The 25,017-nt window shown below is 65.1% G+C and carries 25 protein-coding genes; 9 read left to right on the top strand and 16 right to left on the bottom strand.

Annotation, left to right across the window (positions count from 1 at the left end):
- Positions 1-427: 427 nt before the first annotated feature.
- The 4 genes from F1735_RS26710 to F1735_RS26695 are packed head-to-tail and all read right to left on the bottom strand — an operon-like array spanning position 428 to position 2,482.
- Positions 428-1,243 (bottom strand): M48 family metallopeptidase, encoded by an 816-nt coding sequence (locus F1735_RS26710; protein ID WP_167239757.1) that lies wholly within the window; start codon positions 1,241-1,243, stop codon positions 428-430.
- A gap of 7 nt (positions 1,244-1,250) precedes the next feature.
- Positions 1,251-1,706 carry a YbjQ family protein gene (locus tag F1735_RS26705; protein WP_167228901.1) on the bottom strand — a complete coding sequence of 152 codons (456 nt, stop codon included), beginning with the start codon at positions 1,704-1,706 and terminating at the stop codon, positions 1,251-1,253.
- 4 nt (positions 1,707-1,710) lie between these two features.
- A complete protein-coding gene (locus F1735_RS26700) occupies positions 1,711-2,025 on the bottom strand; it encodes a YbjQ family protein (RefSeq protein ID WP_166888335.1) in 315 nt (104 codons plus the stop codon).
- A gap of 31 nt (positions 2,026-2,056) precedes the next feature.
- On the bottom strand, positions 2,057-2,482 hold the full coding sequence (locus tag F1735_RS26695; RefSeq protein WP_167239756.1) for a hypothetical protein: 426 nt from the start codon (positions 2,480-2,482) through the stop codon (positions 2,057-2,059).
- A gap of 41 nt (positions 2,483-2,523) precedes the next feature.
- Between F1735_RS26695 and F1735_RS26690 the strand changes: the two genes are divergently transcribed.
- Genes F1735_RS26690 through F1735_RS26680 form a run of 3 tightly spaced genes read left to right on the top strand, consistent with a single transcriptional unit; the run spans position 2,524 to position 6,924 of the window.
- Positions 2,524-5,277 (top strand): TonB-dependent receptor, encoded by a 2,754-nt coding sequence (locus tag F1735_RS26690; RefSeq protein ID WP_167239755.1) that lies wholly within the window; start codon positions 2,524-2,526, stop codon positions 5,275-5,277.
- A 4-nt stretch (positions 5,278-5,281) separates the two neighbouring features.
- Entirely contained in the window at positions 5,282-6,433 is a 1,152-nt protein-coding gene (locus tag F1735_RS26685; protein WP_373888585.1) for an SMP-30/gluconolactonase/LRE family protein, read from the top strand.
- The gene (locus F1735_RS26680) at positions 6,430-6,924 is read left to right on the top strand and encodes a contact-dependent growth inhibition system immunity protein (protein ID WP_167239754.1); all 495 of its coding nucleotides are present in this window, start codon (positions 6,430-6,432) and stop codon (positions 6,922-6,924) included. Before F1735_RS26685 ends, F1735_RS26680 begins: the two co-directional genes overlap by 4 nt.
- Before the next feature lie 174 nt (positions 6,925-7,098).
- On the opposite strand, the gene F1735_RS26675 is transcribed toward F1735_RS26680, so the two are convergent.
- On the bottom strand, positions 7,099-7,773 hold the full coding sequence (locus F1735_RS26675; protein WP_167239753.1) for a hypothetical protein: 675 nt from the start codon (positions 7,771-7,773) through the stop codon (positions 7,099-7,101).
- 1,631 nt (positions 7,774-9,404) lie between these two features.
- Here F1735_RS26675 and F1735_RS26670 point away from each other — a divergent pair.
- Both F1735_RS26670 and F1735_RS26665 read left to right on the top strand, forming a co-directional pair.
- Positions 9,405-10,211 (top strand): alpha/beta fold hydrolase, encoded by an 807-nt coding sequence (locus F1735_RS26670; protein ID WP_167239752.1) that lies wholly within the window; start codon positions 9,405-9,407, stop codon positions 10,209-10,211.
- 5 nt (positions 10,212-10,216) lie between these two features.
- Positions 10,217-11,794: a hybrid sensor histidine kinase/response regulator gene (locus F1735_RS26665; RefSeq protein ID WP_167239751.1), complete on the top strand. Its 1,578-nt coding sequence runs from the start codon at positions 10,217-10,219 to the stop codon at positions 11,792-11,794.
- 20 nt (positions 11,795-11,814) lie between these two features.
- Here the strand turns inward: F1735_RS26665 and F1735_RS26660 are convergent, their stop codons facing one another.
- The 3 genes from F1735_RS26660 to F1735_RS26650 are packed head-to-tail and all read right to left on the bottom strand — an operon-like array spanning position 11,815 to position 13,753.
- Positions 11,815-12,774, bottom strand: coding sequence for a hypothetical protein (locus tag F1735_RS26660; RefSeq protein WP_167239750.1), 960 nt, complete (start codon positions 12,772-12,774; stop codon positions 11,815-11,817).
- Positions 12,775-12,806: 32 nt separating this feature from the next.
- On the bottom strand, positions 12,807-12,959 hold the full coding sequence (locus F1735_RS26655; protein WP_167239749.1) for a hypothetical protein: 153 nt from the start codon (positions 12,957-12,959) through the stop codon (positions 12,807-12,809).
- A gap of 2 nt (positions 12,960-12,961) precedes the next feature.
- Positions 12,962-13,753 carry a hypothetical protein gene (locus tag F1735_RS26650; RefSeq protein WP_167239748.1) on the bottom strand — a complete coding sequence of 264 codons (792 nt, stop codon included), beginning with the start codon at positions 13,751-13,753 and terminating at the stop codon, positions 12,962-12,964.
- A gap of 79 nt (positions 13,754-13,832) precedes the next feature.
- On the opposite strand from F1735_RS26650, the gene F1735_RS26645 reads away from it, so the two are divergent.
- The gene (locus tag F1735_RS26645; protein ID WP_167239747.1) at positions 13,833-14,027 is read left to right on the top strand and encodes a hypothetical protein; all 195 of its coding nucleotides are present in this window, start codon (positions 13,833-13,835) and stop codon (positions 14,025-14,027) included.
- A 101-nt stretch (positions 14,028-14,128) separates the two neighbouring features.
- Here the strand turns inward: F1735_RS26645 and F1735_RS26640 are convergent, their stop codons facing one another.
- Positions 14,129-16,306 (bottom strand): TonB-dependent receptor plug domain-containing protein, encoded by a 2,178-nt coding sequence (locus F1735_RS26640; protein ID WP_167239746.1) that lies wholly within the window; start codon positions 16,304-16,306, stop codon positions 14,129-14,131.
- 232 nt (positions 16,307-16,538) lie between these two features.
- On the opposite strand from F1735_RS26640, the gene F1735_RS26635 reads away from it, so the two are divergent.
- Both F1735_RS26635 and F1735_RS26630 read left to right on the top strand, forming a co-directional pair.
- The gene (locus tag F1735_RS26635) at positions 16,539-17,081 is read left to right on the top strand and encodes a hypothetical protein (RefSeq protein WP_167239745.1); all 543 of its coding nucleotides are present in this window, start codon (positions 16,539-16,541) and stop codon (positions 17,079-17,081) included.
- Positions 17,082-17,247: 166 nt separating this feature from the next.
- A complete protein-coding gene (locus tag F1735_RS26630) occupies positions 17,248-19,281 on the top strand; it encodes a tetratricopeptide repeat-containing diguanylate cyclase (RefSeq protein WP_167239744.1) in 2,034 nt (677 codons plus the stop codon).
- A gap of 14 nt (positions 19,282-19,295) precedes the next feature.
- Here F1735_RS26630 and F1735_RS26625 read toward each other — a convergent pair whose 3' ends face one another.
- From F1735_RS26625 to F1735_RS26610, 4 genes are all read right to left on the bottom strand, one after another.
- Positions 19,296-19,634, bottom strand: coding sequence for a glycoside hydrolase family 9 protein (locus F1735_RS26625; RefSeq protein ID WP_167239743.1), 339 nt, complete (start codon positions 19,632-19,634; stop codon positions 19,296-19,298).
- Entirely contained in the window at positions 19,604-19,987 is a 384-nt protein-coding gene (locus F1735_RS26620) for a hypothetical protein (protein WP_167239742.1), read from the bottom strand. Before F1735_RS26620 ends, F1735_RS26625 begins: the two co-directional genes overlap by 31 nt.
- Positions 19,988-20,076: 89 nt before the next feature.
- Complete coding sequence (locus F1735_RS26615; RefSeq protein ID WP_167239741.1) at positions 20,077-20,313, bottom strand: hypothetical protein; 237 nt, start codon at positions 20,311-20,313, stop codon at positions 20,077-20,079.
- 184 nt (positions 20,314-20,497) lie between these two features.
- On the bottom strand, positions 20,498-20,872 hold the full coding sequence (locus tag F1735_RS26610) for an IS66 family transposase (RefSeq protein WP_229505981.1): 375 nt from the start codon (positions 20,870-20,872) through the stop codon (positions 20,498-20,500).
- Positions 20,873-20,895: 23 nt separating this feature from the next.
- Here F1735_RS26610 and F1735_RS26605 point away from each other — a divergent pair, with 23 nt between their 5' ends.
- Positions 20,896-21,249 carry a hypothetical protein gene (locus F1735_RS26605; protein ID WP_167239740.1) on the top strand — a complete coding sequence of 118 codons (354 nt, stop codon included), beginning with the start codon at positions 20,896-20,898 and terminating at the stop codon, positions 21,247-21,249.
- 92 nt (positions 21,250-21,341) lie between these two features.
- On the opposite strand, the gene F1735_RS26600 is transcribed toward F1735_RS26605, so the two are convergent.
- From F1735_RS26600 to F1735_RS35810, 3 genes are all read right to left on the bottom strand, one after another.
- Positions 21,342-23,453: a hypothetical protein gene (locus F1735_RS26600; protein WP_167239739.1), complete on the bottom strand. Its 2,112-nt coding sequence runs from the start codon at positions 23,451-23,453 to the stop codon at positions 21,342-21,344.
- Positions 23,454-23,878: 425 nt separating this feature from the next.
- Positions 23,879-24,520, bottom strand: coding sequence for a uridine kinase (udk, locus tag F1735_RS26595; RefSeq protein ID WP_167228808.1), 642 nt, complete (start codon positions 24,518-24,520; stop codon positions 23,879-23,881).
- A 222-nt stretch (positions 24,521-24,742) separates the two neighbouring features.
- Positions 24,743-25,017: hypothetical protein (locus F1735_RS35810; protein ID WP_222853086.1), on the bottom strand; the 275-nt coding region annotated here is incomplete at its 5' end.

Genomic DNA, 25,017 nt, shown 5'->3' with positions numbered 1-25,017 from the left:
GCTTCATTGAATGTCCCGTTCAATTGGGTAGGGACGCTATCGCCCGCGACATTCCGATTTAAGTTGAAAAACTCCGGCATCGGAAAAGTGACGCTGCGGCGGCGGTTTATGCAACATTCAGGCTAGCCAATCGGGCCGATTTGTAAAGATGTTTTGCGTGCGGCGCCCCCCTGCATCGGCCTGATGTCCACAGTTGTAAACAAAATCTGTGGATAAGTGTGTTAACAAGCCGCTCGCGAGGTCGTCAAGTCATTGCTTTTAAAGGGGAAAATGGCACTGCCCGATTTTCGGGCACGGTGGACAGTTGCCATTCGGCCTGAAGTTGCAAACAGAATCTGTGGATAAGTTTGTTAACAAGCCAGCCGCTGGCACGCTAAGTCATTGCTTCTAAAAATAAAAATGCACCTGCGTGCTTTTCGGGCAGGTGTCAGGGCGCCGGCGCCAGCGGCGTGACCGGCCCCACTGTCATGCCGCCGGCGCGGATGGCGGCGTCGAGCGCATCGATGCGCTGCTGCATGGCCGGATGCGAGGCCACGTAGTGCGACAGGCCGCTCGGGTCGGCATCGCCCTCTTTCAGGGCCGCAAACAGCTCGGTCGCCCCGCCCGCATGGCCGTAGCGGCAATGCAGGATGCGCAAGGCAGCCGCATCGGCCGCCGCCTCGCGCGTGCGCGAATACGTGGCGTCGCCCAGTTGGCCGACCGGCGCCAGCAGGTCGCTCAGGCCCGAATCGCTGCCGGTCAGCAGCGCCGAGACGCCGAACAGCACGATGCCGCGCCCCAGCGCGCGCAAATGGTCGCGCTGGGTGATGTGCGACAACTCGTGCGCCAGCACGAAGGCCAGGCCGTTTTCGGACTTCACCTCGTCGAGCAAGCCGGTGAACACGACGATATTGCCGCCCGGCAGAACTGCGGCGTTGGGGGTGTCCGACTTGTACAGGGTGACATTCGACGGCAAGCGCAGTCCGGCGCAGGCGCGCAGGCTGTCGACCAGCGCCTGCACCTGCACTTGCCGGGGGCGCTCGGCGGGCGCGGTCTCGATCGCCTTGGCCGGCAGCAGCGCGTACAGGCGCGCCTCGCTGTCGTGGTCGAGCCGCTCGACCACCGTATCGACGGCCAGCGCCAGCATCCAGAACAGCAGGGCCGTACCCGCCACCAGCCACAGCCCGATCACGAAAAAATCCTTCAGCGGATGCTGGTCAGAAATGTTGTCGTTATGTTCGGGCAAGGAGGGCTGGTATTTCATGGCGTTCTTACTTGGCGAAGTAGATGGCGGTGCCGTAGGCCAGCACTTCCACCGACGTCACGCTGCCGGGCCGCTTGCCGGAAATCGACATCGCTTCCAGGCGCAGGTTGACGATCTCGTGCGCGTTGGGGCAACTCTCCTTCAGGCGCAGCACGGCTTCGCGGCGGGCGCGGTCGATCAGCGTTTCGTGCGAGGTGACGGCGCCGCCGATGAACGAGCGCAATCCCAGCACGGCCTGCTTGAAGTAATCGATCGAGACCACCACGTTGCCATACACCAGCTCGCTGCGTTCGACCGGACGGGCCGGATCGAGCAAGGTCTTGAGCGAGGTCGATGGCAGATGCAGCCAGGTCTTTTCGCGGCTGTGGATCGATGCGTAGTGCTTGGCCTCGGCGGCGCGGCCGAAGAAATAGCCGACCACGACCAACACCAGCCAGAATCCGATGGCGACTAACTCACCCATCGTCTCAGCCCACGGTGACGGCGGTGCCGTACACATAGATTTCGGCGGCGCCGGCGGCCACGGACGAGGTCGAAAAGCGCACGTTGACGATCGCATTCGCGCCCATCTGCCTGGCCTGGGCCTGCATGCGTTCGATGGCGCTGTCGCGCGATTCGTTGAGCAGCTCCGTGTAACCCTTGAGCTCGCCGCCAACGATGTTTTTCAGGCCGGCCATGATGTCGCGCCCGACGTGCTTGGCGCGCACGGTGCTGCCCGAGACCACGCCGTGGCAGGTCATGATGGTTTTACCCGGAATGGTTTCGATATTCGTCATTAACATGAGTTACTTTCTTTACTACTTTAAGTGGACATTAATTATAGTTGCAATCCTGCCAATCAGATAGCTTTTCCACACACTCGACATGCCGGGAGCGCATGCATAGCGGGCGAAAACGCAACAGTATCGATGAGCTAACCCGTGCCTGTCGCGCGCCGCCCGGCCGCCACATGCGCAGCGCATGCACCCGCTGTTGCGGGCGCTGTGCGACGCGCGGGCCGGCCAGGGCGCGCCATCGCAGCGCGCGCCGCGCGCCGGCCAGCCCGTAGCTGGCACATGAAACTATTGAGCTTTCGCCACGAACTGCGTACAGTGGAAAGCTTGTTAAATACTCATTGCGCGTCAGACAGCCATCACCTTGATCGACCAACCCTCTTTTCCTGCTCTGGAAGAACCACTTCCTGCCGTCGGCAGCAGAGACGGTGTCGGATATGGCCGACATGGCTTCCAACAACGCCATTGGCGTCACCGCACTTCCCTCATTCCCACGGAGCCTCCAGCATGCGCCAGCAAGACCGCCAGAATCCTCAATTTTTCCCTGTTTCGCGCCTGACGCGCGCCGTCCGCGGGGCGCTGCACGCGAGCGCCTGCGCCGGCCTGCTGGCCCACGGCGCCGCCTCGGCCCAGGCGAGCGAGGCGCCGATGCCGAAGGTGGAGATCACCGGTTCGGCCATCAAGCGCATCGTCACCGATACCCCGCTGCCGGTGCAGATCGTCACGCGCGAAGAAATCGAGAAGACCGGCGTGACCACCGCCGCCGAACTGATGGCGCGCATCTCGTCGAACGTGGGCGGCCTGACCGACGGCGCCAGCATCAACGTCGGCGGCGACCAGCGCGGCTTCAACAGCGCCAACCTGCGCGGCATCGGCACCTCGTCGACCCTGGTGCTGCTCAACGGCCGGCGCATGGCCAACTTCGCCTCCCCTGGCGACGATTCCGGCGTGGACCTGAACAATATTCCGGCGGCGGCCATCGCGCGCGTCGAAGTGCTGCTCGACGGCGCCTCGGCCCTGTACGGCACCGACGCGGTCGGCGGCGTCATCAACTTCATCACGCGCAAGGACTTCCGTGGCGTCGAGATCAACGCCTACGCGCTCGGCACCAGGGAAGGCGGCGCCGGCAAGCGCGCCGCCACCCTCAGCCTGGGCACGGGCGAACTGGAAAAGGATGGCTACAATGTGTTCGCCGTGCTCGACGTGCAAGGCACCGAGCGCCTGAACACTTCGCAGCGCAGCTTCATCAATGAACTGCACATCCCGCAGCGCCTCGGCCATTTGCTGTCGAGCTATACCAGCCCGGCCAACATCCGCCTCTCCTCGACCCAGCGCGACCATCTGCAGGAAACCGGCTTCCTGCTCAACGGCCGGACGATTAGCAACCGCCAGATCAACCTGGCGATCCCGGCCTGCGCGCCGCCAGCCAATCTGTACCTCCCTAGCGGCACCGGCGGCGTGGACGCCTGCACCTACAACTACATGGGCGACACCGAGCTGTACCCCAAGTCGAACAAGCAGAACCTGCTCAGCCGCGGCGTGTTCAAGCTCGGCGCCGACACCCAGGCCTACGCCGAAATGGCCCTGAGCCGCTCGCGCACCAACTACGTCGGCTCGTCGGCGCGCGTGACCGCCTACATCGATTACCGCAAGATTCCGGCCCTGGCCAACAGCGGCCTGGACCAGCTCGACGACGACACCCCCGGCCAACTCCAGCTGCGCATGCGGCTCAACGAAGCCGGCATGCGCACCAGCGAACTGACCAGCGAAAGCCAGCGCTACGTGGCCGGCGTGACCGGCATCGCGGCCGGCTGGGATTACGACGTGGGCTACAACCACAGCGTGAACACCGTCAAGGACAGGGATACCCACGGTTACGTGCTGCTCGACAAGCTGCTCGCCGGCGTGGCCGACGGCAGGATCAATCCCTTCGGCCCGTCCGGCGCCGAAGGCGTGGCCCTGCTCGACAGCATCCAGGTCAACGACGTGGTGCGGCGCGCGCGCGGCACCATGGATTCGCTCGACTTCAAGGCCTCGCGTTCCTTGATGACCCTGGCTGGCGGCGACCTGGGCGTGGCGGTGGGCGCCGAAGCGCGCCGCGAGCGCACCGATTTCAATCCGTCGGCCTTGCTCATGAGCGACAACATCAACAACGATTCCGCGCCCGAAGGCGGCAAGGCCACCAGCGACCAGCGCAAGGTGGTCGCGGTGTTCGGCGAAGTGCTGGCGCCCTTCACCAAGCAGTGGCAGGGGCAGTTCTCGGCGCGCTACGACCGTTACCAAAAAGTCGGCGGCGCCCTGAGCCCGAAAATCGGCATGGCGTACACCCCGAACAAGGCACTCACCGTGCGCGCCTCGGCCGGCAAGGGCTTCCGCGCGCCGTCGATGTCCGACCTGTACCGCCCAACCGTCTACAGCAGCACCGCCACCCTGCCCGACCCGGTCTACTGCGCCACCGTCGATAACAACTATGCCGATTGCGCCACCAACTGGGATACGCGCCGCTACAGCAACGTCAAGCTGAAACCGGAAAGCAGCCGCCAGGTGTCGGCCGGCATCGTGATGGAGCCGAGCAAGCACTGGAACGCCAGCCTGGACTACTGGAAGATCAAGCGCACCGATCTGATCAGCGAAATCGGCGACGACATCATCCTCGGCAACCTGGGCAAGTACGGCAAGCTGGTCCACCGCGATGAAGACGGCGTGATCGAGTACATCGAACTGCACAAGGAAAACCGCGGCGCCCAGATCGCCAGCGGGCTGGACCTGGTGGTCAACCTGCGCAGCGCGAATACCGGCCTGGGCCGCTTTGGCGCGCGCCTGAACGGCACCTACGTGCTCGATTCGAAAATCCAGACCGGCACGGGCGACCCGTACATCAGCAACCTGGGCAAGTTCGTCACCGACAGCGTGGTGCAGCGCTGGCGCCACACGGTCAGCCTGGACTGGGACCAGGGTCCGCTTTCGGCCACCGTGTCCAACAGTTTTTCGGCCGGCTACGACGACCAGAACTCGGCCATCAATGTCGACAACGGCACTGTGGTGGCGGCCAACCGCGTGAAAGCGTATTCGCTGTGGGACATGTCGCTGGCCTATGAGTTTGGCAAGAACCTGAAACTGCGCGCCGGCGTGCAAAACCTGTTCGACAAGGCGCCGCCGTACTCGAACCAGGCCAACTTCTTCATCTCCGGCTACGACCCGACCTACACCGACCCGCGCGGACGGCGCTTTTATGGCAGCGTAAACTACGCGTTCCGCTAGGACGGTGCGGCCCATATTGCGGCTGGCGGCGGCCGGCTCGGTGATACTGGCCTCCTACCTCGGCCTGTGGCCGGTGCCGATCGACCCGGTCGGCTGGGACGCGCCCAGCGCGCCCGGCTATACGGGAGAGCACGCCGCCAACAGCAAGCTGGCGGGCGCGCAGCGCATCGAGCTGCACGGTGAAGTCGGGCCGGAACACGTGCTCGCAGGCCCGGACGGCAAGCTGTACACGGGCGTCAGGAGCGGCAACATCCTGCGCATGAACCCCGATGGCAGCGGCCAGGAGGTGTTCGCCGCCACCGGCGGGCGCCCGCTCGGCATGGCGTTTGCCGCCGATGGCAGCCTGGTGGTGGCGGACGGCGTCAAGGGTTTGCTGTCGGTCGCCCCAGGCGGCCAGGTGTCGGCCCTGGGCGACGCCCAGGCGCGTTTTCTCAACGCGGTGGCTATTGGCGCCGGCGGCAAGATCTACGTCACCGAATCGTCCACGCGCTTCACCCCGGCGCGCCACGGCGGCACCGTCGAAGCGGCCATGCTCGACGTCATGGAGCAGTCGGCCACGGGGCGGGTGCTGGAATACGATCCGGCCACGAAGGCGCTGCGCGAGGTGGCAACCGGTTTCTCGCTGGCCAACGGGATTGCCTTGAGCGCCGACGGCGCGAGCCTGTTCGTCAGCGAGAGCGGGCGCTACCGGGTGTGGAAGATCGCGATTGACGCCGATCAACTCGATGTGGGCAAGCAGTCCGCACAGGCGCGGATCGTGTTCGACAACCTGCCCGGCTATCCGGACAACCTGACCCGCGCGCCCGATGGCACGCTCTGGCTGGGCTTCGGCGGCCAGCGCAACGATCTGGACCAGATGGCGCGCAGGCCCTTCCTGCGCCGCGTGGTGCTGCGCATCCCGCGCTTTTTGTGGGCCGCGCCCAAGGCGGTCGGGCACGTGATGGCGTTCAGCGAAGACGGCAAGGTACTCGACGACCTGCAAGACCCGGCCGGCGCTTCGCCCCTGACCACCGGCGCCACCGTCAGCGCGGCTCGCCTGTACATTCACAACGCCGACGGCGGCGCGCTCGGATGGATCGCGCATCCGCCGCTTGCGGCCGATGCGCTCACCGGCGTGCTGTCGGGCAACCCGCGTTCCGAGGCAGCGGCGCCATGATCCAGGCAATCTATCCGATCGTCAGCCTGTTCCTGCCCGACAGCTTCCTCGCGCGCTCGATCGACGACATCAACGGCACGGCGCCCCTGCCCGATGCCGGCGGCGGCCTGGCGCGGCGGGTGGCGGCGGCGCGGGCAAAACCGATGAAGCTGCTTCATACCGACGAACTGTGTACCCTGCTGCGCCAGCGCGAGGGCGGCGTGCTGGCGCTGGCGCTGGCCTTGACCGTCGTCGGCCAGGAAGCGCTGATCCAGGCCGACGCCAGCCCCGGCGACCTGTTCAGGCTGACCCTGGAATACGACTGGGCCGACTGGCACGCGGCCCAGCGCTTCGGGATCGATCCGTGGGTGTGCCTGCTGGAGGCGCAGTCGGGCCTGGCCGGCCTGCGCGCGTCCATGGCCGCGCTGGAAGCGCTGTGTACGCGGCTCGATGGGGCCGCCACGGCGCAGCCGGCCGCGTATCTCGCTCCGGACCCGCGGCTTGTGCGCTGATCGCGCCATTGCGGCATGAGCCCGGCCCATCAGCGAACTTGATCGTCCGACGTCCCGGCGGGATAAATGACGTACCGATCCGCATCGAGCCAGGAAAATGCCAACGTTTGCCTTCTGAGGCTCACGGGATTACTGATTCCGCCTTCACGGCAGCGCGCCAAGGCTGCGCAGCAATCATGCATCCGGGCACTTGCGGTGGGGGTGCCAATTCCAGGCGCCGCCGGACTTGACCAGCTTGACCCGCCACGGCGCCATGTTGCCTTGGATGCACCGCGCCTGCGCGCTCAGTTCGCCGTTCGCCTCCCAGCGCGCTTCTGACAGCTCGGCCGCCTTGTAGTCCGGTTTGGTGGGATGCAGGAGATAATCGCCCCCGGTCCATGACTGGCGGCCGTCGAGCGCATAGACCGTCCAGCTTGCACCATCCCTGCCGTTGTCCTGCGACGTGGCCAGGTAGGCGCGCCGGTCGGCCGAAAACAGCACGGCGTCGCCGCCGGGGCCGACCTTGCCCGTTGCCTCGTTGACCAGCTTGCCCGTCAACTCGTCGCCATTGGCATGGGCGAGCAGGATGAAGCCCTCCTTGCGCTCGCAAAATGCATAGCGCTCGCCGTCCAGCGGCTCGTCGTAAGGCGGCTTGTCGGCGAATGCCAGGGTCTTGCCGGCGGCCTCGACCTGCAAGACATGCTTCGATTGCCGCTTGACCACGCCGGCGGCCATCGCCTTGATGCGCCGCGCTTCCAGGCCGGCCTTGCCGCTGTCGCCACAGTTCAATGCCAGGCTGGCCGCCTGCGCGGTTCCGGCCGCCGCCAGGACGGCCAGCACGGCGCCGCCATGCTGAAGATGCTTGTTCACGCGATTCCCCTTGTTATGGATAGCCTGCATTTCCTATCCATAATTATGCAACATCGGCCGCCCGCACCACGCGGCGACGCCGGATTTGTTTCACCGCTGTATGGTAAAGTCCAGTGTCGCCCGGCTTGCGGGGACGTGACAGCTTCCTGGCCAGAGGCACCGATGAACATTCGAAACCGACTTCTTAAACTGGTCCTGGCGATCCTGATTCCCGCCTTTGTGAGCGCGGCCATGACGGTCTGGTATGTCTACGATCAACAGCGCTTGGAACAGGGGCAACGCTTCGAGGAGGCTGCCCATGTCATGTCTTTGCTCATCGACAAGGAGCTGCAAACGATCGAAGCCACCCTGCGCGCCCTGGCAAGCTCGCCCGCACTGGACCAGCCGACCCTGGAGCAGTTCTACCAGCAGGCCGCCAGCCTGCCGCTAAAACCGAACTCGACCATCGTACTGTCGGACCTGGCCGGCATCCGCACCATGAACACCCGCATTCCCTTGGGCGCCGACCTGCCCGCAACCCCGTCCGCGGTGCATGCCTACCGCCAGCAAGCCGGGCCGCGCGAGAGCGTCATCACCGACCTGTTCTTCGCCCCGATCGGCAAGCGCCACGATTTCGCGGTCCAGGTTCCCGTGATCCGGCAGGGCCAGGTGCGCCAGTACCTGGCCCTGGGCGTGGGGGTCGAGAACCTGCCACCGCTGCTGATGAACACGCAGTTGCCGGCCGGCTGGGTCGGCGTGATCATCGACCGGCGCGGGGCCGTCGTCGCGCGCACCGAGCATGCCGACAAGTTCGTCGGCAAGATCGTTCGCGACGCCCTCCTGCGCCGCATCCTGGCCGGCGAAAAGGCCGGGGTCCACATCGGCACCACGCTCGATGGCGTGCGCACGGCCGGGTATTTCTCGCGCAGCGACACGTCCGGCTGGACCGTCGTGCTCAATGTGCCGCTTGAACAGATCCGGCGCCCGGCGGCCCATGCCGCGATCTTCCTCGCCACCATCCTGGTGCTGGTGCTGGGCGCCGTGCTGGCGCTTGTGCGGCGCTACGCGAAGCGCACCGTGGCGCCGATCGACGCCCTGCGCCTGGCCGCGCAGCGCATGGCGCGCGGTGAAACGGTCACGCATACCCCGTTCGGGCTGGCGGAAACGGATGCGGTCGGGCTTGCGCTGAGCAACGCCAGCGCGGAAATCGCGCGCAATAAGAACGAGCTCGAAGCGCGCGTGCGCGACGCCGTCATCAGCGCCGAGCGCGCCCAGCGCGCCTTGCTGCAGGGCCAGAAGCTCGAAGCGCTGGGGCGCCTGACGGGCGCCATCGCGCATGATTTCAATAACGTGCTGCAAACCTTGTCGGCCGCGGTGCAACTGCTGCAAAAAACCCAGGATCCGGCGCGCCTGGCCTGGATCGCGGCCACCTGCCAGAAAGCGATCGACCGCGCCGCCGCCCTCACCGCCCAGATGCGCTCGTTCGGCAGGGATGCGATCGGCGCCGGCGGCAAGGTGTGCCTGTCGATCGCCAACGCCACGCCCGGTGCGCCGCTCGACACGCTCGCCAAACGGGCGTCGGCATCGCGCGATGCGGTTGCTGTTGATATAATCGCCATTCGTTTTGACCATCCTCCCACGAAAGAATCTGCATGCGCATTGAACACCGCAACAACGTCAAGGTATGCGGGCACGGCCCGGCCACGCTGGTGTTTGCGCACGGCTTCGGCTGCGACCAATCCATGTGGCGCTTCCTCGCGCCCGCCTTCGAAGACCGCTATCGGGTGGTCCTGTTCGACTCGGTCGGCAGCGGCGCGTCCGACGCGGCCGCGTACGAGCGCGACAAGTACGGCACCTTGCATGGCTATGCCGACGATGTGATCGAGATCGTCGACGCCTTCGCGCAAGGCCCGGTGGTGTTCGTCGGCCATTCGGTCGCGGCCATGGTGGGCGTACTGGCAAGCGTCAAGGCGCCCGCACTGTTCGCCGCCCAGATCATGGTCAGTCCGTCACCCTCGTACATCAACGATGGCGACTACATCGGCGGCTTCGAGCGCGAAGATATCGACGAACTGCTCCAGACCCTGCAAGACAACTATCTCGGCTGGTCGAGCAATATGGCGCCGGCCATCATGGGTGCGCCGGCGCAGCCCGAACTGCGCCAGGAACTGACCAACAGCTTCTGCCGCAACGATCCGGAGATCGCCGCCCATTTCGCGCGCGTGACCTTCCTGTCCGACCACCGCGCCGACCTGCCCCGTTCGACGACGCCGGCGCTGATCCTGCAATGCACCGACGACATGATCGCACCGCTGTCGGTCGGCCGGTACATGCAGCGCACGCTGCCTGCCAGCGTGCTGGCCCTGATCGACAATATCGGCCATTGCCCGCACATGAGCGCACCGTGCGCCAGCACCGATGCGATGCGCTCGTTCCTGGCCGCGCACGGCCTGCCCTGACGGCCATGTCCGAACGCGATTTTATCCTGGAGCAGGAAGCGTTCGCGGACGCGGCCTGCGGCCTGATGATCACCGACACCGGCGGCGCCATCCTGCGCACCAACCGCACGCTGCTGGCGTGGCTGGGCTACAGCGACGCCGAGATGACCTCTGGCATGCGCCTGCAAGACTTGCTCAGCGTGGGCGGGCGGCTGTTTCACCAGACCCACTGCGCACCGCTGTTGCAGTTGCAAGGATCGGTCAGTGAAGTGCAGGTCGACCTGGTGCGCAAGGACCGCAGCCGGGTCCCCGCCCTGCTCAATATCGCCCGGCGCCGCGCGGGCGATGGGTGTATCGACCAGGTGGCAATGTTCATCGCCAACGACCGCCGGGCCTACGAGCGCGAACTGCTGCGCGCACGCGCGGCGGCCGAAACGGCGCTGGCGGCCCAGACCGGGGCCGAAGCGAAACTGCGCGAAGCGAACCAACAACTGTCGCTGGCCGACCGGCGCAAGGATGAATTCCTGGCCACCCTGGCGCACGAACTGAGAAACCCGCTCGCGCCCATGCGCAGCGGCGCCGACCTGCTGAAGATGACCATGGGCGCCAACGCGCCGCACCAGCGCATCGTCGACATGTTCGACCGCCAGTTGCGCCACATGTCGCACCTGGTCGACGACCTGATGGAAGTGGCGCGCATCAGCCAGGGCAAGCTGGTCCTGCGCACCGAACCGGTGTGCCTGGGCGACGTCGTGCAGGCGGCGGTAGCCGACATCCAGGCCCAGGTCGGCGCCGCCGGCCACGCGCTGACCCTGGCCCTGCCCGAGCGGCCCTTGTTCGTGCAGGGCGATCCGACCCGGCTGGCCCAGATGCTGGTCAACCTGCTGACCAACGCCTGCAAGTACACGCCGCATGGGGGACGGATCGCCCTGGCGTTGCGCGAAGACGACGGCGCGGCCGTCATCGCGGTCTCCGACAGCGGGATCGGCATCCCGCCCGAGGCGCTGGAAAGCGTGTTCGGGATGTTTTCGCAGCTCCAACCGGCGCTCAAGCGGGCCGATGGCGGTTTGGGAATCGGCCTGGCGCTGGTCAGGGGCCTGGTGGAACTGCATCAGGGCAGCGTGTGCGCCAGCAGCGCCGGTGCGGGAAAAGGCAGCACGTTCACAGTGCGCCTGCCGCTGTCGCAGCAAGCGGCAGGCGCCGCCACGCGCGGCGAGGCCGCGCCCGCCAGCGGCGCGGCGCTGCAATTGCTGGTGGTCGATGACAACCGCGACGCGGCGCAGATGCTCACGGCCGTACTCGACCTGAACGGCTACCGCACCGCTGTCGCCCATTGCGGCGAACAGGCCGCCGACTACCTGCAAGCGCATGCGGTGCATGCCTGCATCCTCGATATCGGCCTGCCCGATATCGACGGTTACGCACTGGCGCGCCGGATCCGCACCATGCCGCTCGCCAGGCAGCCGCTCCTGATCGCCCTGACCGGCTGGGGCCAGCCGTCGGACGTGGACGCCGCCATCGCCGCCGGATTCGACCATCACCTGTCCAAGCCGGTCGAAGCTGCGGCCCTGCAGCGCCTGCTCGCTGGCGTCGCGACAGGCTGACAACGCACGCCGCGGCTGGCTCACTTGCGCTTGGCCGCCACGCCCGCAAAGCGGGTCCACTCGACGTTGCCGTCGAAGGACTTGATCTCGTTCCAGCCCGGCTCGAAATCGCCATCCTTCAGTTCCAGCAATTCGCGCTCGAGCAGTTGGCGCAGGGCGGCCACGGCGCCGGTCTTGCTGCCGCTGAAGGGGCGCGTGACCAGCACGTTTTGCACCGCCAGCGCCTGCACGTTGTAGACGCCGATGTTCTTGTAGCTGAACGGGCGCACGCTGTACGGGCTGCTGGTCGGCACGTCGAAGCTGGCCAGGGTCAGGCCGCTGTTTTGCGCCAGGCGGCTGATCTGCCCGTGCGGCCAGCCGGCCACCGAAAAGGCCGCCCAGGCTTCGCCGGAGCGCACTTTCTGGAACGCGGCGGCGTCGCTGTCGACGTCGATGTAGCGCATGTTGTAGCCAAGTAGCTTGTCGAGCTGGCGCACCATCAACTGGGCCGAACCGACCAGCACCACCGGCGCGCCGCGCAGCTCCGACATCTTGGTGATGCGCACGGTGCGCGTGTCGCCCTTGAGCACGCCGTACTTCTTCGGCCCCTCCAGGGTGAAGCCGTTGGCGGAGGTGACGATGTGCAGGTAGTTGCTGTTGAGCGAAGCGACCACCAGCAGCGCGGCGATGCTGGCGTCGCCTTCCGCCATTTTCTTGAGCGCGTCCAGCGGCACGATGCCGACGTCGGCCTTCTTGATCGACAGCGTGGTCAGGTTATCGAGCCCGCCCTCGGTGTTCACTTCGCACAGCGGCACGGTGTTTTTCGACACCCGCACCAGGTCGGCGTACAGCTTGGAGTAGCCTTTGCCGGCGGGGCCGGTGGCCACTTTCAGGCCATCGCAGGCGGCCGGCGGCGCGCCGTCGAGGCGGGCCGCGTGGGATGGCGTTGCGCAGAAGGCCAGGGCGAGCGTCAGGGACAAAGGGATCATCTTGGTTTTCATGGTGTTTTCCTTGTTGTTATATGAATGCGCGTCTAGAAATTGAAGTTCTTGTTGGTCTGCTGCTGCGCCTCGGCCGGCTGCACCGGCGTGGCGTCTTGCTCGTGCTGCGTTGCGACCAGGGCGGCGGCCAGGACCAGCAAGAGCACCACCACGGTGCCGCCCCAGCGTATGAGTTTCCAGAACATCGTCAGCTCCTTGTTGTTTGCATGCTGCCCATGCGGATCGACGCCAGGTCGATCGCCATGCCGTCGTCGAAAGACAGCGCCTGTGCGTTGCTGAGTTTTTCGGCTTCCATTTCGAGCTCCGAGAACACCTGGTTGAAGTTGTCGCGCACGCTGTCGAAGGCTTCGTCGGCCAGCATCTGGTTCAGCAGTTCCTGGCCGCTGGTGGCATTCAGGTTTTGCAGCGCGGCCTGGCCGGCCTGGCCGAAGCGCCATTCGAACTTCTTGTCTTCGACCACCTCGCTCAACTGCACCAGCGCCAGTTCGGCGTTCTTGTATTTGACGACCAGCAGCACATGCGCGTCCCGCATCGCCTTGACCGCGTTTTCCTGGCGGCTGGCGTCGTAGCCGGGCTTCTGGCGTTTGCGCTCCTCGATCATGTCGGTCATGCTTTTGATCTGCGCCCCGATGCGCACCACCGACTGCTTGAAGGCGAGCACGCGTTCGCGCTTTTGCAGCAGGAAGTTCTGCAACTGCGCGATCGGGTTGGCGCGCGCTTCGGCCTTGCGCGCCGCCAGCAAGCGGTTTTCCAGTTTCTGCCCGAGCAGCGGCAAGGCCTGGAACAGGCCCACGCCGACGGCGCCGACCAGCATCAGGGCCAGCAGCCCCAGGCCGCCGCTGAGCGCGCCCCAGATGAGCGGCGCCAGCGCGCCCAGCGTGAGCACGGCGCCGGCGCCGGCCGCGACGCGCAGCGCCCACACTTGCTGGCGGCCGCTGAGATGGAACGTGAACGTTTCTTTGTTGCCGGGGATGCTCATGCGGGCTCCTGGTTGGTTGACGGCGGGTGTCCGCGACGGATCGTCGGGACGAAAAAAAAGCATCCCGAGGGGATGCCTTTTGATATCGATGCTGCGCGGGATGTTCAGGGTACGCGCGCCGGAAGGGGGACTATCCGGCGCCGGGCGCGTCCGCGTGGTGCGCGGCTTGGTGTTCCTTGTCGTGTTACCGGTCATGGTGACCGCCTTGATTGTTGTTTTTATGGGTCCCACTCTAGCGCCGGAATATGACGGCTTGATGACAACAATCGATTGATCCACGTCACCTGCCACTTGAAGACGCATGAGCGGACGACTTGAAAAGCCTGTCGCTCCAGTGAAGTCGTGCGCGCCCCGCCCGCAAACGCCCCCGACGCCTCAGAACTTCAGTTCAGCGATCGCCCGCAGCACGGTATAGGTCGGCGCCGTCACGGTCTTGGTCTGCCACAACGCCTCGCTTGCATAGCGTGACTGTTTACGATCATCTTCATGCAGCAAGTTCGACGCGCTCAGGCGCAGATGCAACTTGGGCGTACACTTCCACAGCACATAGCCCTCAAGCACGCGCTTGTTCGATTCGCTCGATGTTTCATTGCCCGACAGGCGCACCGTCCCGTTCCTCGCATACCCGACCGTCGCCCCCGCCGACACCGGCGCCGCGCTGAAGCTGTAGTCGGCCCCGACATTGACCGACAGCGGCGCCTGCTTGCCGATCCGGTTGTCCGGTCCCGGCACCGCGTCGAGCGCCGACCAGGTGCGCGCGAGCGAGGCGCGCACGTCCAGCGCCGGGGCGCCGGCGACCAGCTGCGGCAGCTTGAATCTGGTCTCGAGCGTGATGCCGCGCGCCAGCGCCCGCCCGCTGTTGAAGGGACGCGCCACCCAGCGCTCGCCCTCGCGCACGGTGCGGGTCAGGGTCGCATCGTCGATGCGGCGCGCGAACAGGCCCACGCCGAGCATGCCATCCTGGCTCAGATAGTGTTCGTAGGCCAGGTCGAGCCCCAGCGCGCGCTCGGGCCGCAAGTCCGGATTGCCGCTGGTATCGGGCCGGGTCACCGTGTTCACCACCGACACGCTGCGCCCGGCGATCAGGCTCTCGCTCGACGGCACGCGCCAGGTGCGCGCCAGTCCCAGGCGCAGCTGGTCCGACTTGGTGCCGGGCAAGCGCCATACGCTCTGCAGCACCGGACTGGCCATGCCCCTGGCAAAATCCACCTGCCGCCCGAGGTTGTTGGCACTGTGCAGTTCCACCCGCTCCCAGCGCAGGCCGAGATACAGCGCCACGCGCGCCGTGACGTCCCATTCGTCCTGGGCGTACAGCGCATAGCGGCGGCTGTCGACGCGAAAAGCGCTGCCGGCCTGGTCGAGCCGCGAACGCGCATCGATCACGTCGCTGCGATGGTAATGGTCGCGGTCGCGCTGCACCTCGGCGCCGCTCACAAAGGCGTGCTGGTCGCTGTAGGCCGTGCGCAGCTTGGCCGAGGCCGTCACGCTGCGCTGATGATTGTCGCGCGCAGTATCCTGGCGGTTGCGCAAGCGCTGCGCGCGGTCGACAAAATCGACCCCGCTCGACCCTTCCGAGCGCGCATAGGTCGCGCCCGCTTTCGCCTCCAGCTTGCTGCTCGCGCCAAGCGCCTGCACCCAGCTCAGGTTGTTGCGGATCGTTAGCGACGAACCGTCGCTGGTGTAGTTCTCGTTGGCGAACGGCGTCTCCGGCCCGCGCAAAAAACCGGTGCGCCCGGCACCCGCGCTGTCGTACGTGGTGCCCGACAGATAGCTTTGCAGCGCCAGCGCATCGCCGGCGCCGAATTTTTTGCTGATGCGCGGCGCAAGGCTCCAGTTCCAGCCGCGATCCTCGTTGAACTGCCTCATCTCGCGCAGGATGGTCCCCTCCGCGCCCGCGCCTTCGGTGCGGGTCAGGTAGGATTCGTCGCCGCTCAGCTGGCGCGTGGCGGCCGTCACCAGCCAGGCCAGCGTGTCGTCCTGTCCGCTCCAGGTGCCGGAGAGCTGCGGCTTGGTGCGGTCGCTGTCGTGATAGACGCCGGCGCGCAGTTGCCGCTGGTTCTTGCCATTGCTGCGCTTGAGGATGATATTGATGGTGCCGGCGATCGCCTGCGTCCCCATCTCGACCGTGGGAACGGCGAGGATCTCGATGCGCTCGACCACGTCGGGAGCGAGGTTCTCGAGCGAGAAGTTGGGCGGGGCCGGCTCGCCGTTAAGCAGGATGCGCACATAGCCGCTGCCCAGGCCGCGCATGCTCACTTCGCCGCCTTTGCGTCCCGGAACGCCATTGACCACAAGTCCGGGCTGGCGCCGCAGCACGTCGAGCACGCTGCCGTCGCCATAGCGCACCAGCTCGGCCGTGCCGACGGTCTGGCGGAAGGTGTCCGAGCTGCGTTGCTCATCGGTGCGCGTGGCGGCGATCTCGACCTGCGGCAGCGGGGCCGGCGCGCCTGTCACGGGCGCGGGCGCCACCGGCTGCGCACGGGCCTGGCCGCACAGCGCCATGACGGCCACCACTGAGGGACTCAGAAACAGGGAAAACTTGGTCAACGTCATGGCAAGGTCGAATGAGAGGGTGAGCGCGGACCGCGCCGGGATCATCATTCATTTTGCCAACAATGTCAATTTCTAAATTTTGCATGCAATGCAAGTTTGCCGGCCTTGCGGGCCACGCGTGTCAGGGCTGGTGCGCCCGGCGCGGTAGAATGGGAAGCAAGCGACACGGTCCTTGCGCTCCCCGAGCCCAGCCCGACGATGCCACCACGCTCCACGCGGAAAGACGAGCGCCATGCACATCAGCCAGCATCCGACCCACACCCTCGACTTGCGCGTGCGCGAGCTGCGCCAGCTGTTTAACTCGCTGGACCCGACGCCCTTCCTGAACAAGGATCTCGACCGCGCCTGCGAAGCGTTCATCGAGAACTGGGCGCTGTCGCTGCCGCACGATTGCCACCTGCACCTGACCATCCATATCGACGAGCCGGTGGCGGCGGAAGAAGCCGGCGCACTGGTGGGCGACGCCATCCACAACTATTACGGCTACAAGATCGGACTGGTACGCGGCGAACTGAGCCAACTGCTGCGCGTGGGCCGGCTCAGCCTCGTCATCGGCCTGGTCTTCGTGGCCGCCTGCCTGCTGCTGGCCGAGGCCATCACCAGCCTGATCCCCGGCCCGACCGCCAAGATCGCCCGCGAAAGCCTGACCATCATCGGCTGGGTGGCGATGTGGCGCCCGGTGCAGATTTTCCTGTACGACTGGTGGCCGCTGAAGGGACGCATCAAGGTCTTCGACAACCTGCGCTTCGCCCGCGTCAGCGTGGTACTCACCTGATTGAACAGCCTGTTGCAAATGAGCATCGCGATATGGGGGCGCATGCAACAAGACTTCTGGCAAGCCAGGCAATTTGATCCATAATCGACCATCCAGTGTCCGCCGGCCGCGACAGCAGTGCGGACACGCGTCCCGCTGGACTTGCCACCACGACTTTCGGGTTGTTATGCCGCTACCGTCTCGCCTGCTCCTGTGCCTTGCGCTCACCGTCTGCCTGCCGGGCGCGCCCTTGCTGGCCGCAGCGCCCGCCGGGGCGCTGGCCGGCGCCGAACTCGATGCGATCCGCACCCTGTCGCATAGCTCGACCCTGGACGCCCTGGCGCGGCTGGAGGCGCTGCAGGCGCGCACCGGCAAGGACGCGCCCTACCCGCTGCGGCGCGACCTGCTGCGCACCGAAGTGGCGCTGCGCGAAGACGCCGGCCAGCCCGAGCGCGCCTATGCGCTCGAGCGCCAGGCGCTGCTGCTGGCGATCGACAACAACGATCCCGTGTTCGCGGCGCTGGCCAGGCTGGGCGCGGTGCATCAGTTGCTCGACCAGAACCGCACGCACGAAGCGCAGGACGCCCTGGCGGAAGTCCGGGCCGGCCTGCCGCAACATCCGCCCCTGATGCTGCGCATTGCCCTGGGCAGGTCCGAGGGCGACGCCTTCAATGCCAAGGGCCAGTTCGACCAAGCGCTGGCGTCCTATCTGCAGGCGCTCACCTTGCAGCAGGACGATCCGAAGGCCGGTGAAAGCCGCGCCCAGCTGCTCACGCGCATCGCGCGCGTCTACATCAACATCGACCATCCGGCCAAGGCGATCGAGACCATCGGCCAGGCGCTGCGCGAGCCCGGCCTGCCGGCGCGCAGCGTGGGGCGGCTCCAGTTCACCGACGCCATCGCCCTGCTCAAGCAACAGCGCGACAAGGAAGGCATCGCCGCTTTCAACAACGCCCTCGCCAGTGCCACGCGCGCCGGCCAGACCGGGCTCGAAGCCGAGGTGCGCGCCAACATCGCCGACTATTTCCTGCGCCAGCACGACTACCCGCGCGCCGAACACGAGGCGCGGCTCGCCTTGAGCGCATCGGAGCGGGTCAAGGACGAGAACATGGTTCTCATGGCCAAAGCCAGGCTCGGCTTCGCGCTGATGGGCCAGCAACGCGTCGCCGAAGGACTTCCCTACGTCGATGCGGTGATCGCCAACATGGAACAGGCCGGCGCCATCGCCGACGTCGCTGTCATGCTCGACGAAAAGGGCCGCATGCAGGAACAGGCCGGCTTGTACAAGGACGCGCTGGCGACGGTGCGCAAGCAGCAGGCCGCGCAGCGCAGCGGCGAGCGCGCCGCGCGCGACCGGGCCGTTGCCGCCTTGCAGGAAGAATACGAGGCTGGCCAGCGCACCCGCCAGACCGATCTGCTGCGCCGCGAAAACCAGGTCAAGGACGCCGAGCTGCGCAGCCGCCACCTGCTGCAACTGCTGACCACGGTCGGCGCCCTGCTGATGGTCGCCGCCGGCGCTGTGGTCTTGGTGCTGTACCGGCGCTCGGCCGGCGCCAACGTGCGCCTGCACCAGCTCAGCTCCCAGCTCAGCTATCACGCGCGGCACGACGCCCTTACCGGCCTGTACAACCGGCGCTCGTTCCTGGAACAAATGGCGGTGCGCGGCAAGCGCGAGCGCCCCGCCGCCGATCCGCGCAGCGTCGACTGCCTTGTGCTGATGGACATCGACCACTTCAAGCAAATCAACGACCGCTGGGGGCACGGCGTGGGCGACGCGGTACTGGTCGAGGTGGCGCGGCGCCTGAGCGCGGCGATGCGCGATTCCGACATGGTGATGCGCTGGGGCGGCGAGGAATTCCTGATTTACGCCCCGGCGGCCGACCCGGCGCACGTGGCCGACATTGTCGCGCGGGTACTGGAGGGCACTGGCGCCACGCCAATCGAGGCCGGCGCGGGCAGCGTGCCGGTGACCCTCAGCGCCGGCGTGGTCACGCTGCCCCTTCCCGGCGCCGCACCGGAGGATGGCGACTGGGAACCCGGCATCCGCCTGGCGGACTGGGCGCTGTATCACGGCAAAAAGAACGGGCGCAACCAGGCGCATATCGTTACCGGCCTGCTGGCGCCGCTCGCGTCGGTGCTGGCCGCGCTCGACGGCGCGCACGCCGACGCGGCCGGCCTGATCGAGATGGCCTGCGTACATGGCCCGCAGCGCAACACGTGAACGCGCTGGCCGGGTTAAGAAACGAAACGCGACAGCAGCCGGATATACGCACTCTGGTAGCCGTTCGAATTCTCGGTCACTTCCCATGAGTTCAGCGGCCAGGAATCGTTGAAGTCCACATACGACTTCTGCGGCGGCTGGCCGGTCGGCGGCGTGGGCGACTGTGCGCCGCACAGCGGATGCACCGCGGGGCAAGCGTTTTCCCAGTGATAGCCGGGATTGGGGCCGCCCACCAGCAAGCCCGGTGGCGGGCCGTACGTGGAATCCTTGACGCTGTCCCATTTGGCCGAACCGTGTACGAACCAGGTGTGATAAAACTGATCTACCGGATTGCTGGCGCCGAGCCCGCCCATATTCGACAGATAGACTTTACCGAGCGGAAATGGGCCAGGTAGGGGTCGGTCCGGGCGCTCATCGCGCTCCAGTGGTCGGTGCCGTCCATGCCGCTGACGTAGGCCGCGCGCACGGCGGCGGCGGTGGCTGGCGTGGCGCCAGGCAAGCTGGCGTGGTGCATCAGGGCTTGCTGCAGCGCCGCTTCGAACGGCGACACGTAGTTCCAGTACTCGAACAGATGGGTATTGCGGTACTGCGCATCGACAACGCTGTTGTAGGCCGCCTTGCCGGTCAGCTGGTACAGGTTGATGGCGGCGGCGATCTTGTGGCCGAGACGGCCGTAGTCGTCGGTTTCCTGCTGTCCGGCGCCCAATCCCTGCGAGTTGCAGGCAGGGTCGTTGTTCTTGAACAGGACATTCGGATTGGCGACGGCCCAGTTCCAGGCGCGCTGCGCGCATATTCTCAGCGCATTGCCGTAACTGGCCAGCCCGGCTTCTCAGCAGCGTCAATGGCGACATTGCGGCCACTGGCCTTTTCCACCCCGTCCGGCAACTTCCCGGACACCGCTGAGATCTCCCAGCTTCTGTGCAGATTGCTTCCCGACATGCGCAGGGTCTTCGACCGCGCGGGATCAGAACATGACTTGCGATTACCGCCATGTTCCATGTTGCCTTCCGAGTTAGTCAACGTCGTCGGCATCCCGATTCCTTGATTTCGCGGCTCAATGGCTGGCCTGTCGGTGTCCCCTGTCAGCGCTTCGCCGCACACCTCACGATGTGCTACGCATGACTCGGGGTCAGAGTGATTCGCCATATCTTCCCTGTATTGAACTTTCATCAACTACAATCTGCCAGCTTATGCTGGCGCACTAACTATTCAGCCGCTACGCCACTGGCATGATTGGATCGCCAGTAAATGCGCGGCGGAGCACTTCCAACATGCTGTGACCCTGTCTGCGTAGAGTGTCCAGGCAGGAGCGGATGACGCAGAAATTGTCGGCGCCTTCGACGGTGCGGAAGCAGCCCGAAACCTTCTGTTTTACCTTGGGCATACGCACGGCCCGTTCGGCCACGTTGTCGGTGAACGGTACGGCGAAGTCTCGAATGAACAACAGGACGGCGTCGGCATGTTTGCGGAAGCGCCGGAGCAGATTGCAGGCGACTGATTGCTTGGCGCGGCCGCCCTTCCAGATGGGAAGTTCGACTTCGGGATGCAGTATTTCCCCTTCATCGATGATAGCTGTTGAAAATGGATTCAAAACAGATTCACCTGGGCTGAGGCATGAGCGACTTGAGCGCGATGGCGATCGCAGCGGCAATCATCGCGCTCGTTGGCGGGCACGTCGGCTGGGAGATCCGCGGCTTGTTTCGTGCAAAGGCGGCCGACGCCAGGCTGCTCGCGCACGGCGATATTTGCTACGCCAAGGTCGTCAGTGCGCGCCAGAGCGGCACCCTGATCAATGACCGGCCGCTGTGCGTGGTGTACCTGGTGGATGTGCAGGGGCCGGCAACGCAGCGCGACATCGCCCAGGCCATCGACGCGATCAATCTGCCGGCAATACAAACCGGCTGTACGGTCGCCTTGCGGGTAGAGCGTTCCAGCGGGCGGGCGCTGATTGATTTTTCGCGCTCCTGAACCTTGGCGTGCGGCGCTTAAACTGAGTAACAGGCCCGCAGGCGCTGTTCGAACGGGACGGCGCCTGCGGAAGATCCCAACGATGTCGCCGTTTACAGGATCGCGATCGGTGCGCACTCCGGACAAGGTACGCATTTCTCGATGGCGATGGCCATGATGATCTCACTGTAGTACACAAGTCCGTAGCCATTACGGATATGCGCATAGGCAGACAGTTTGACCGCAAACGCGCAGGTGGAGCTCAGACCCGCCAGCAAGGGCGCACCGCTGACGGTAGGAGTTGCCGGACTGAGCGCTCCACTGTTGGAGACAGGGCTGGGCAATAATGGGTAGACCGTCGCGGATACGCCCTTGGTGTACTGTAATGCCCAGGTATAGAGCCGGTTGCTGGGCTGCGTGACGGACACATTGAAATTGAGCGCGAGTGCGGGTTGCCACGGGATGACGCCACAGTCGTTGAGCACCGCCGGTATGTCAAGGTCGAGCTCGGCCGGTTGGTTATCGACCGTGATGACCAGATCGCAGTGGTCTGCCACCGCCGGCAAGGTCGCCGGTGGCGCCACCGTACCGTCGCGATAATCCACCTGCCCTGAGGCGGAGTCGAGATAAACACCGTTCTCGTCGAACATTTCCAGGCGCAGGACGTAGGTGTCCGACCCGGCTTCGACCGGCACCGTGTTCCAGTAGCCGATCCAGTCCGGGTTGTACCAGTAATAGGCGGTGCGATTACGTACTTCGTACAGCGCGTTGGTGCCGTTGACCGGGTAGGGGCCGAGTTTATGGTCGGTCGACAGGTAGCTGCTCTTGTCCACCCGGGTATCGTTCAAGTCCGCGTCGACAAATTTGAAGGCGCTGTCGGGTTGGCCCTGCTTCTTGTACGACAACCGGTAATAGCGTGCCGGTGCGCCACTGGCCAACGCATCGCCGAACAAGCCGAAGACATCCAATCCTTGGCCGTAGGCCATCTTGCTCAGGACAGTGTCGCTGTACAGACCGCTGCCCTGGTTGATCTGATAGACCTCGTCTTTGCCGATTCGGGTAAAAAACACCGGCGTGCCGGTCGGCGGCGGCTTGCAGCCCTGGCCGCAACGCACGTCTTCGTTGTCAAGATACAGATCGAGGTGGGTATTGGTCACGTTCCAGCGCGTGCTGGTATACGGATCCATATAGATCACGGTCTGCACACCGTTGATGATCTGGGTGAGCCGGACGATGATATCCGGGCGCGAATCGAAACGGAGCCGGCCGTTGCGGAAATGGATGGGCCACCAGCGGAAACAGCAGCGGAAATAGCCGTCGCAATCGGTATAGGTCTCGCACAACAGCTCCCTGCTGTAAAAGCAACGCGGCAATATCAGCCAGGGCGCGACGGTGGACGTGAGCGTGAGCCGGTCCAGCCGGGATGCAATGCTCGTGTCCAGCAAGCGCGCTTCGCCGACACGCTGCACCGCTTCAAATGCAAGCGGGGCCGGCACCGCGTTGACCGCATGTCTGTCGATGTCAGCCAAACTCGTGAGCGACCTGGCGCGCGGCGGCAGCGGTTGCGGATTGAGGCTGGCCATGCGGCCGGGGGTGCCCAAGTCGAAGCGCAGGTCCGGGGCCGGATCGGGCACCGGAAATGGCTTGGCAGGGAGGCGGAGCGGTTTCAACAGATCGGGGATGCGGATGACCGGCCGGTCGACCAGCACATCCCACCAGTCGCGGATCGGCGGCCAGAAGCAGCCTTCCCGGTCCACATCGAAAATTTCAATCTTCACGAACGGAACCGGGCAGATGTCGACCTGCCCTTCATGGTCGTCGATCTTGCGCACGTGGCCAGTGACGCAGATGCGCACCGGCCGCCAAGGCCACCATAGGGACTGTGGCACGACCGGTGTGGCGCGAATGACGGCGCCGTTTTCCGTTGCCACCCAATCCTTGATGCTATAGCGCTGCGAAAAGCTTGACGTGTGGCGGATGTCGGCCGCGTTCAAGCCCGGACCGATGAACAACTGCACATCGGTCGGCTTGGCCAGGCGTAGCGCCACACTGAAGCGCCCCTCGCTATCGACATCGGCATCGCCCAGCGGCTCTCCGAACCGGTCCGCGACCAGCACTTTGACGCCGAGGTCTTCCGCCTTGCCATCCTGCTTCTCGAATTGAACCTGCCCCTCGATGCGAAAGCTTGCGTCCGTCTGGTTCGGGCCTCTGTCCTTGATAGTCATGGTGTCTTCCTTTATGAGTGCATGAGCGGTCAGCGACAGCGGCATTACACCCCGGATTGGCTGGGCGGCTGGGCGCTTGACTGGGCGTGGGCATGCTGTTCGGGCATGCGCTTGAACTTCACAGAGAAGCGCGGCGCGCTCTCACCAGTCAATCTAGGCGTAAGGCAGACCTTGCGCAAATGTAAAAGCCGCCTGAATCGCGCATGCTTGAGCTCGCTCAATAAATGTGACATTGAACCAGTCATGCGCGGGGACATTGTAGGCCGCACGACGGCCCTGCCCGCAGGCGGTCATCGTGCAGGTATATGCGGATGCCTGCGCTGGCGAGCGCGTCGATGACCAGCACATCGCTGCGCACGGGAGCGTGCGGGCGCGCGTGACATCATGGCTCGACAGCGGATGCCGGGCCATGCCAAGGGCTTAGGTCAGGACCGCTTCAACTGGCCGATGACGCTCGCCACTTTCGTCGTGATCACATCGATTGCCGGACCATTGGCGCCGTGCGGCAAAATGACATCGGCGTGGCGCTTGGTCGGCTCGATGAACTGCTTGTGCATCGGCCGCACCGTTTCCAGATATTGGCCGACGACGCTCTCGACCGAGCGGCCGCGTTCGGTAATATCCCTTTGCATGCGGCGGATGAAGCGGACATCGGGAGCCGTGTCGACAAAGATCTTCAGCGACATCATTTTGCGCAGGTCCTCGTCGTACAAGGCAAACAGGCCTTCGATCACGATGACCGGGGCAGGTTTGACCGGGATGGTCTTGTTGGAGCGGTTGTCGGTCGTGAAGTCGTACTCTGGCATCTCGATCGCCTCGCCATTACGCAAGGCATGGATGTGCTGTACCAGCAGGGGCCAGTCGAATGCCCTCGGATGGTCGTAATTCTGCTTGCGGCGCACTTCGGGAGTGAGATCTGATTGGTCGCAGTAGTAGTCGTCCTGCATCACGACCGAGACCATGTCGGCACCGAACGAAGCGAGTACTTGCTGGGTCACCGTTGACTTGCCACTACCGCTTCCGCCGGCGACACCAATCACAAACGCAGGGAAAGAAATCTTATTCATCCCCGAATGATACCGGAGCGGCGATCGAACTGACAGGGTAAAGGGGATGAAGCCGGCATTTTATGTCGGAAGAGCGCTTTTTGCAGCGGATCGGCGGCTTGCGGGGACGCACCTCCCGTACCGGGAGGTGCCAACCACTAGATCGCCACCTGTGCAGGCCAGGAGGGGTGCTGCCCCTGTTTGGCATGTCACCGTCGTTGGCAGCGGCCACCGCCACCGCCATCATGTCGTTACGCAGTAACGCAATGAAGAATCATACATATACCCGCTTTCAGGCATGTGCGCCGTTCCATCTTGCTCCTTTTTGGCCAATATACCGCATGCTGTGCGAGCGGCGAGAAAATGAAATGGCGTTGTTAAGTCGAAACTTTCGGCTCTATGCCGTTTTGAGTGGAACTGGACAGCCGGCACGGTAGATGGTAGATCGCAACGGAGCGGCGGCTGGTTGTAGTGGATTGGCCGGAAGGTTTTTAAACTTGGACATGCGAAGGTAGGCG

Origin of the sequence: Massilia genomosp. 1, assembly GCF_011682185.1 — a bacterium.
In the GTDB taxonomy this organism is placed as follows: Bacteria; Pseudomonadota; Gammaproteobacteria; order Burkholderiales; family Burkholderiaceae_D; genus Telluria_A; species Telluria_A rubra.
The sequence above is the reverse complement of the archived record's forward strand: the minus strand, read 5'-3'. Positions and strand labels throughout refer to the sequence as shown.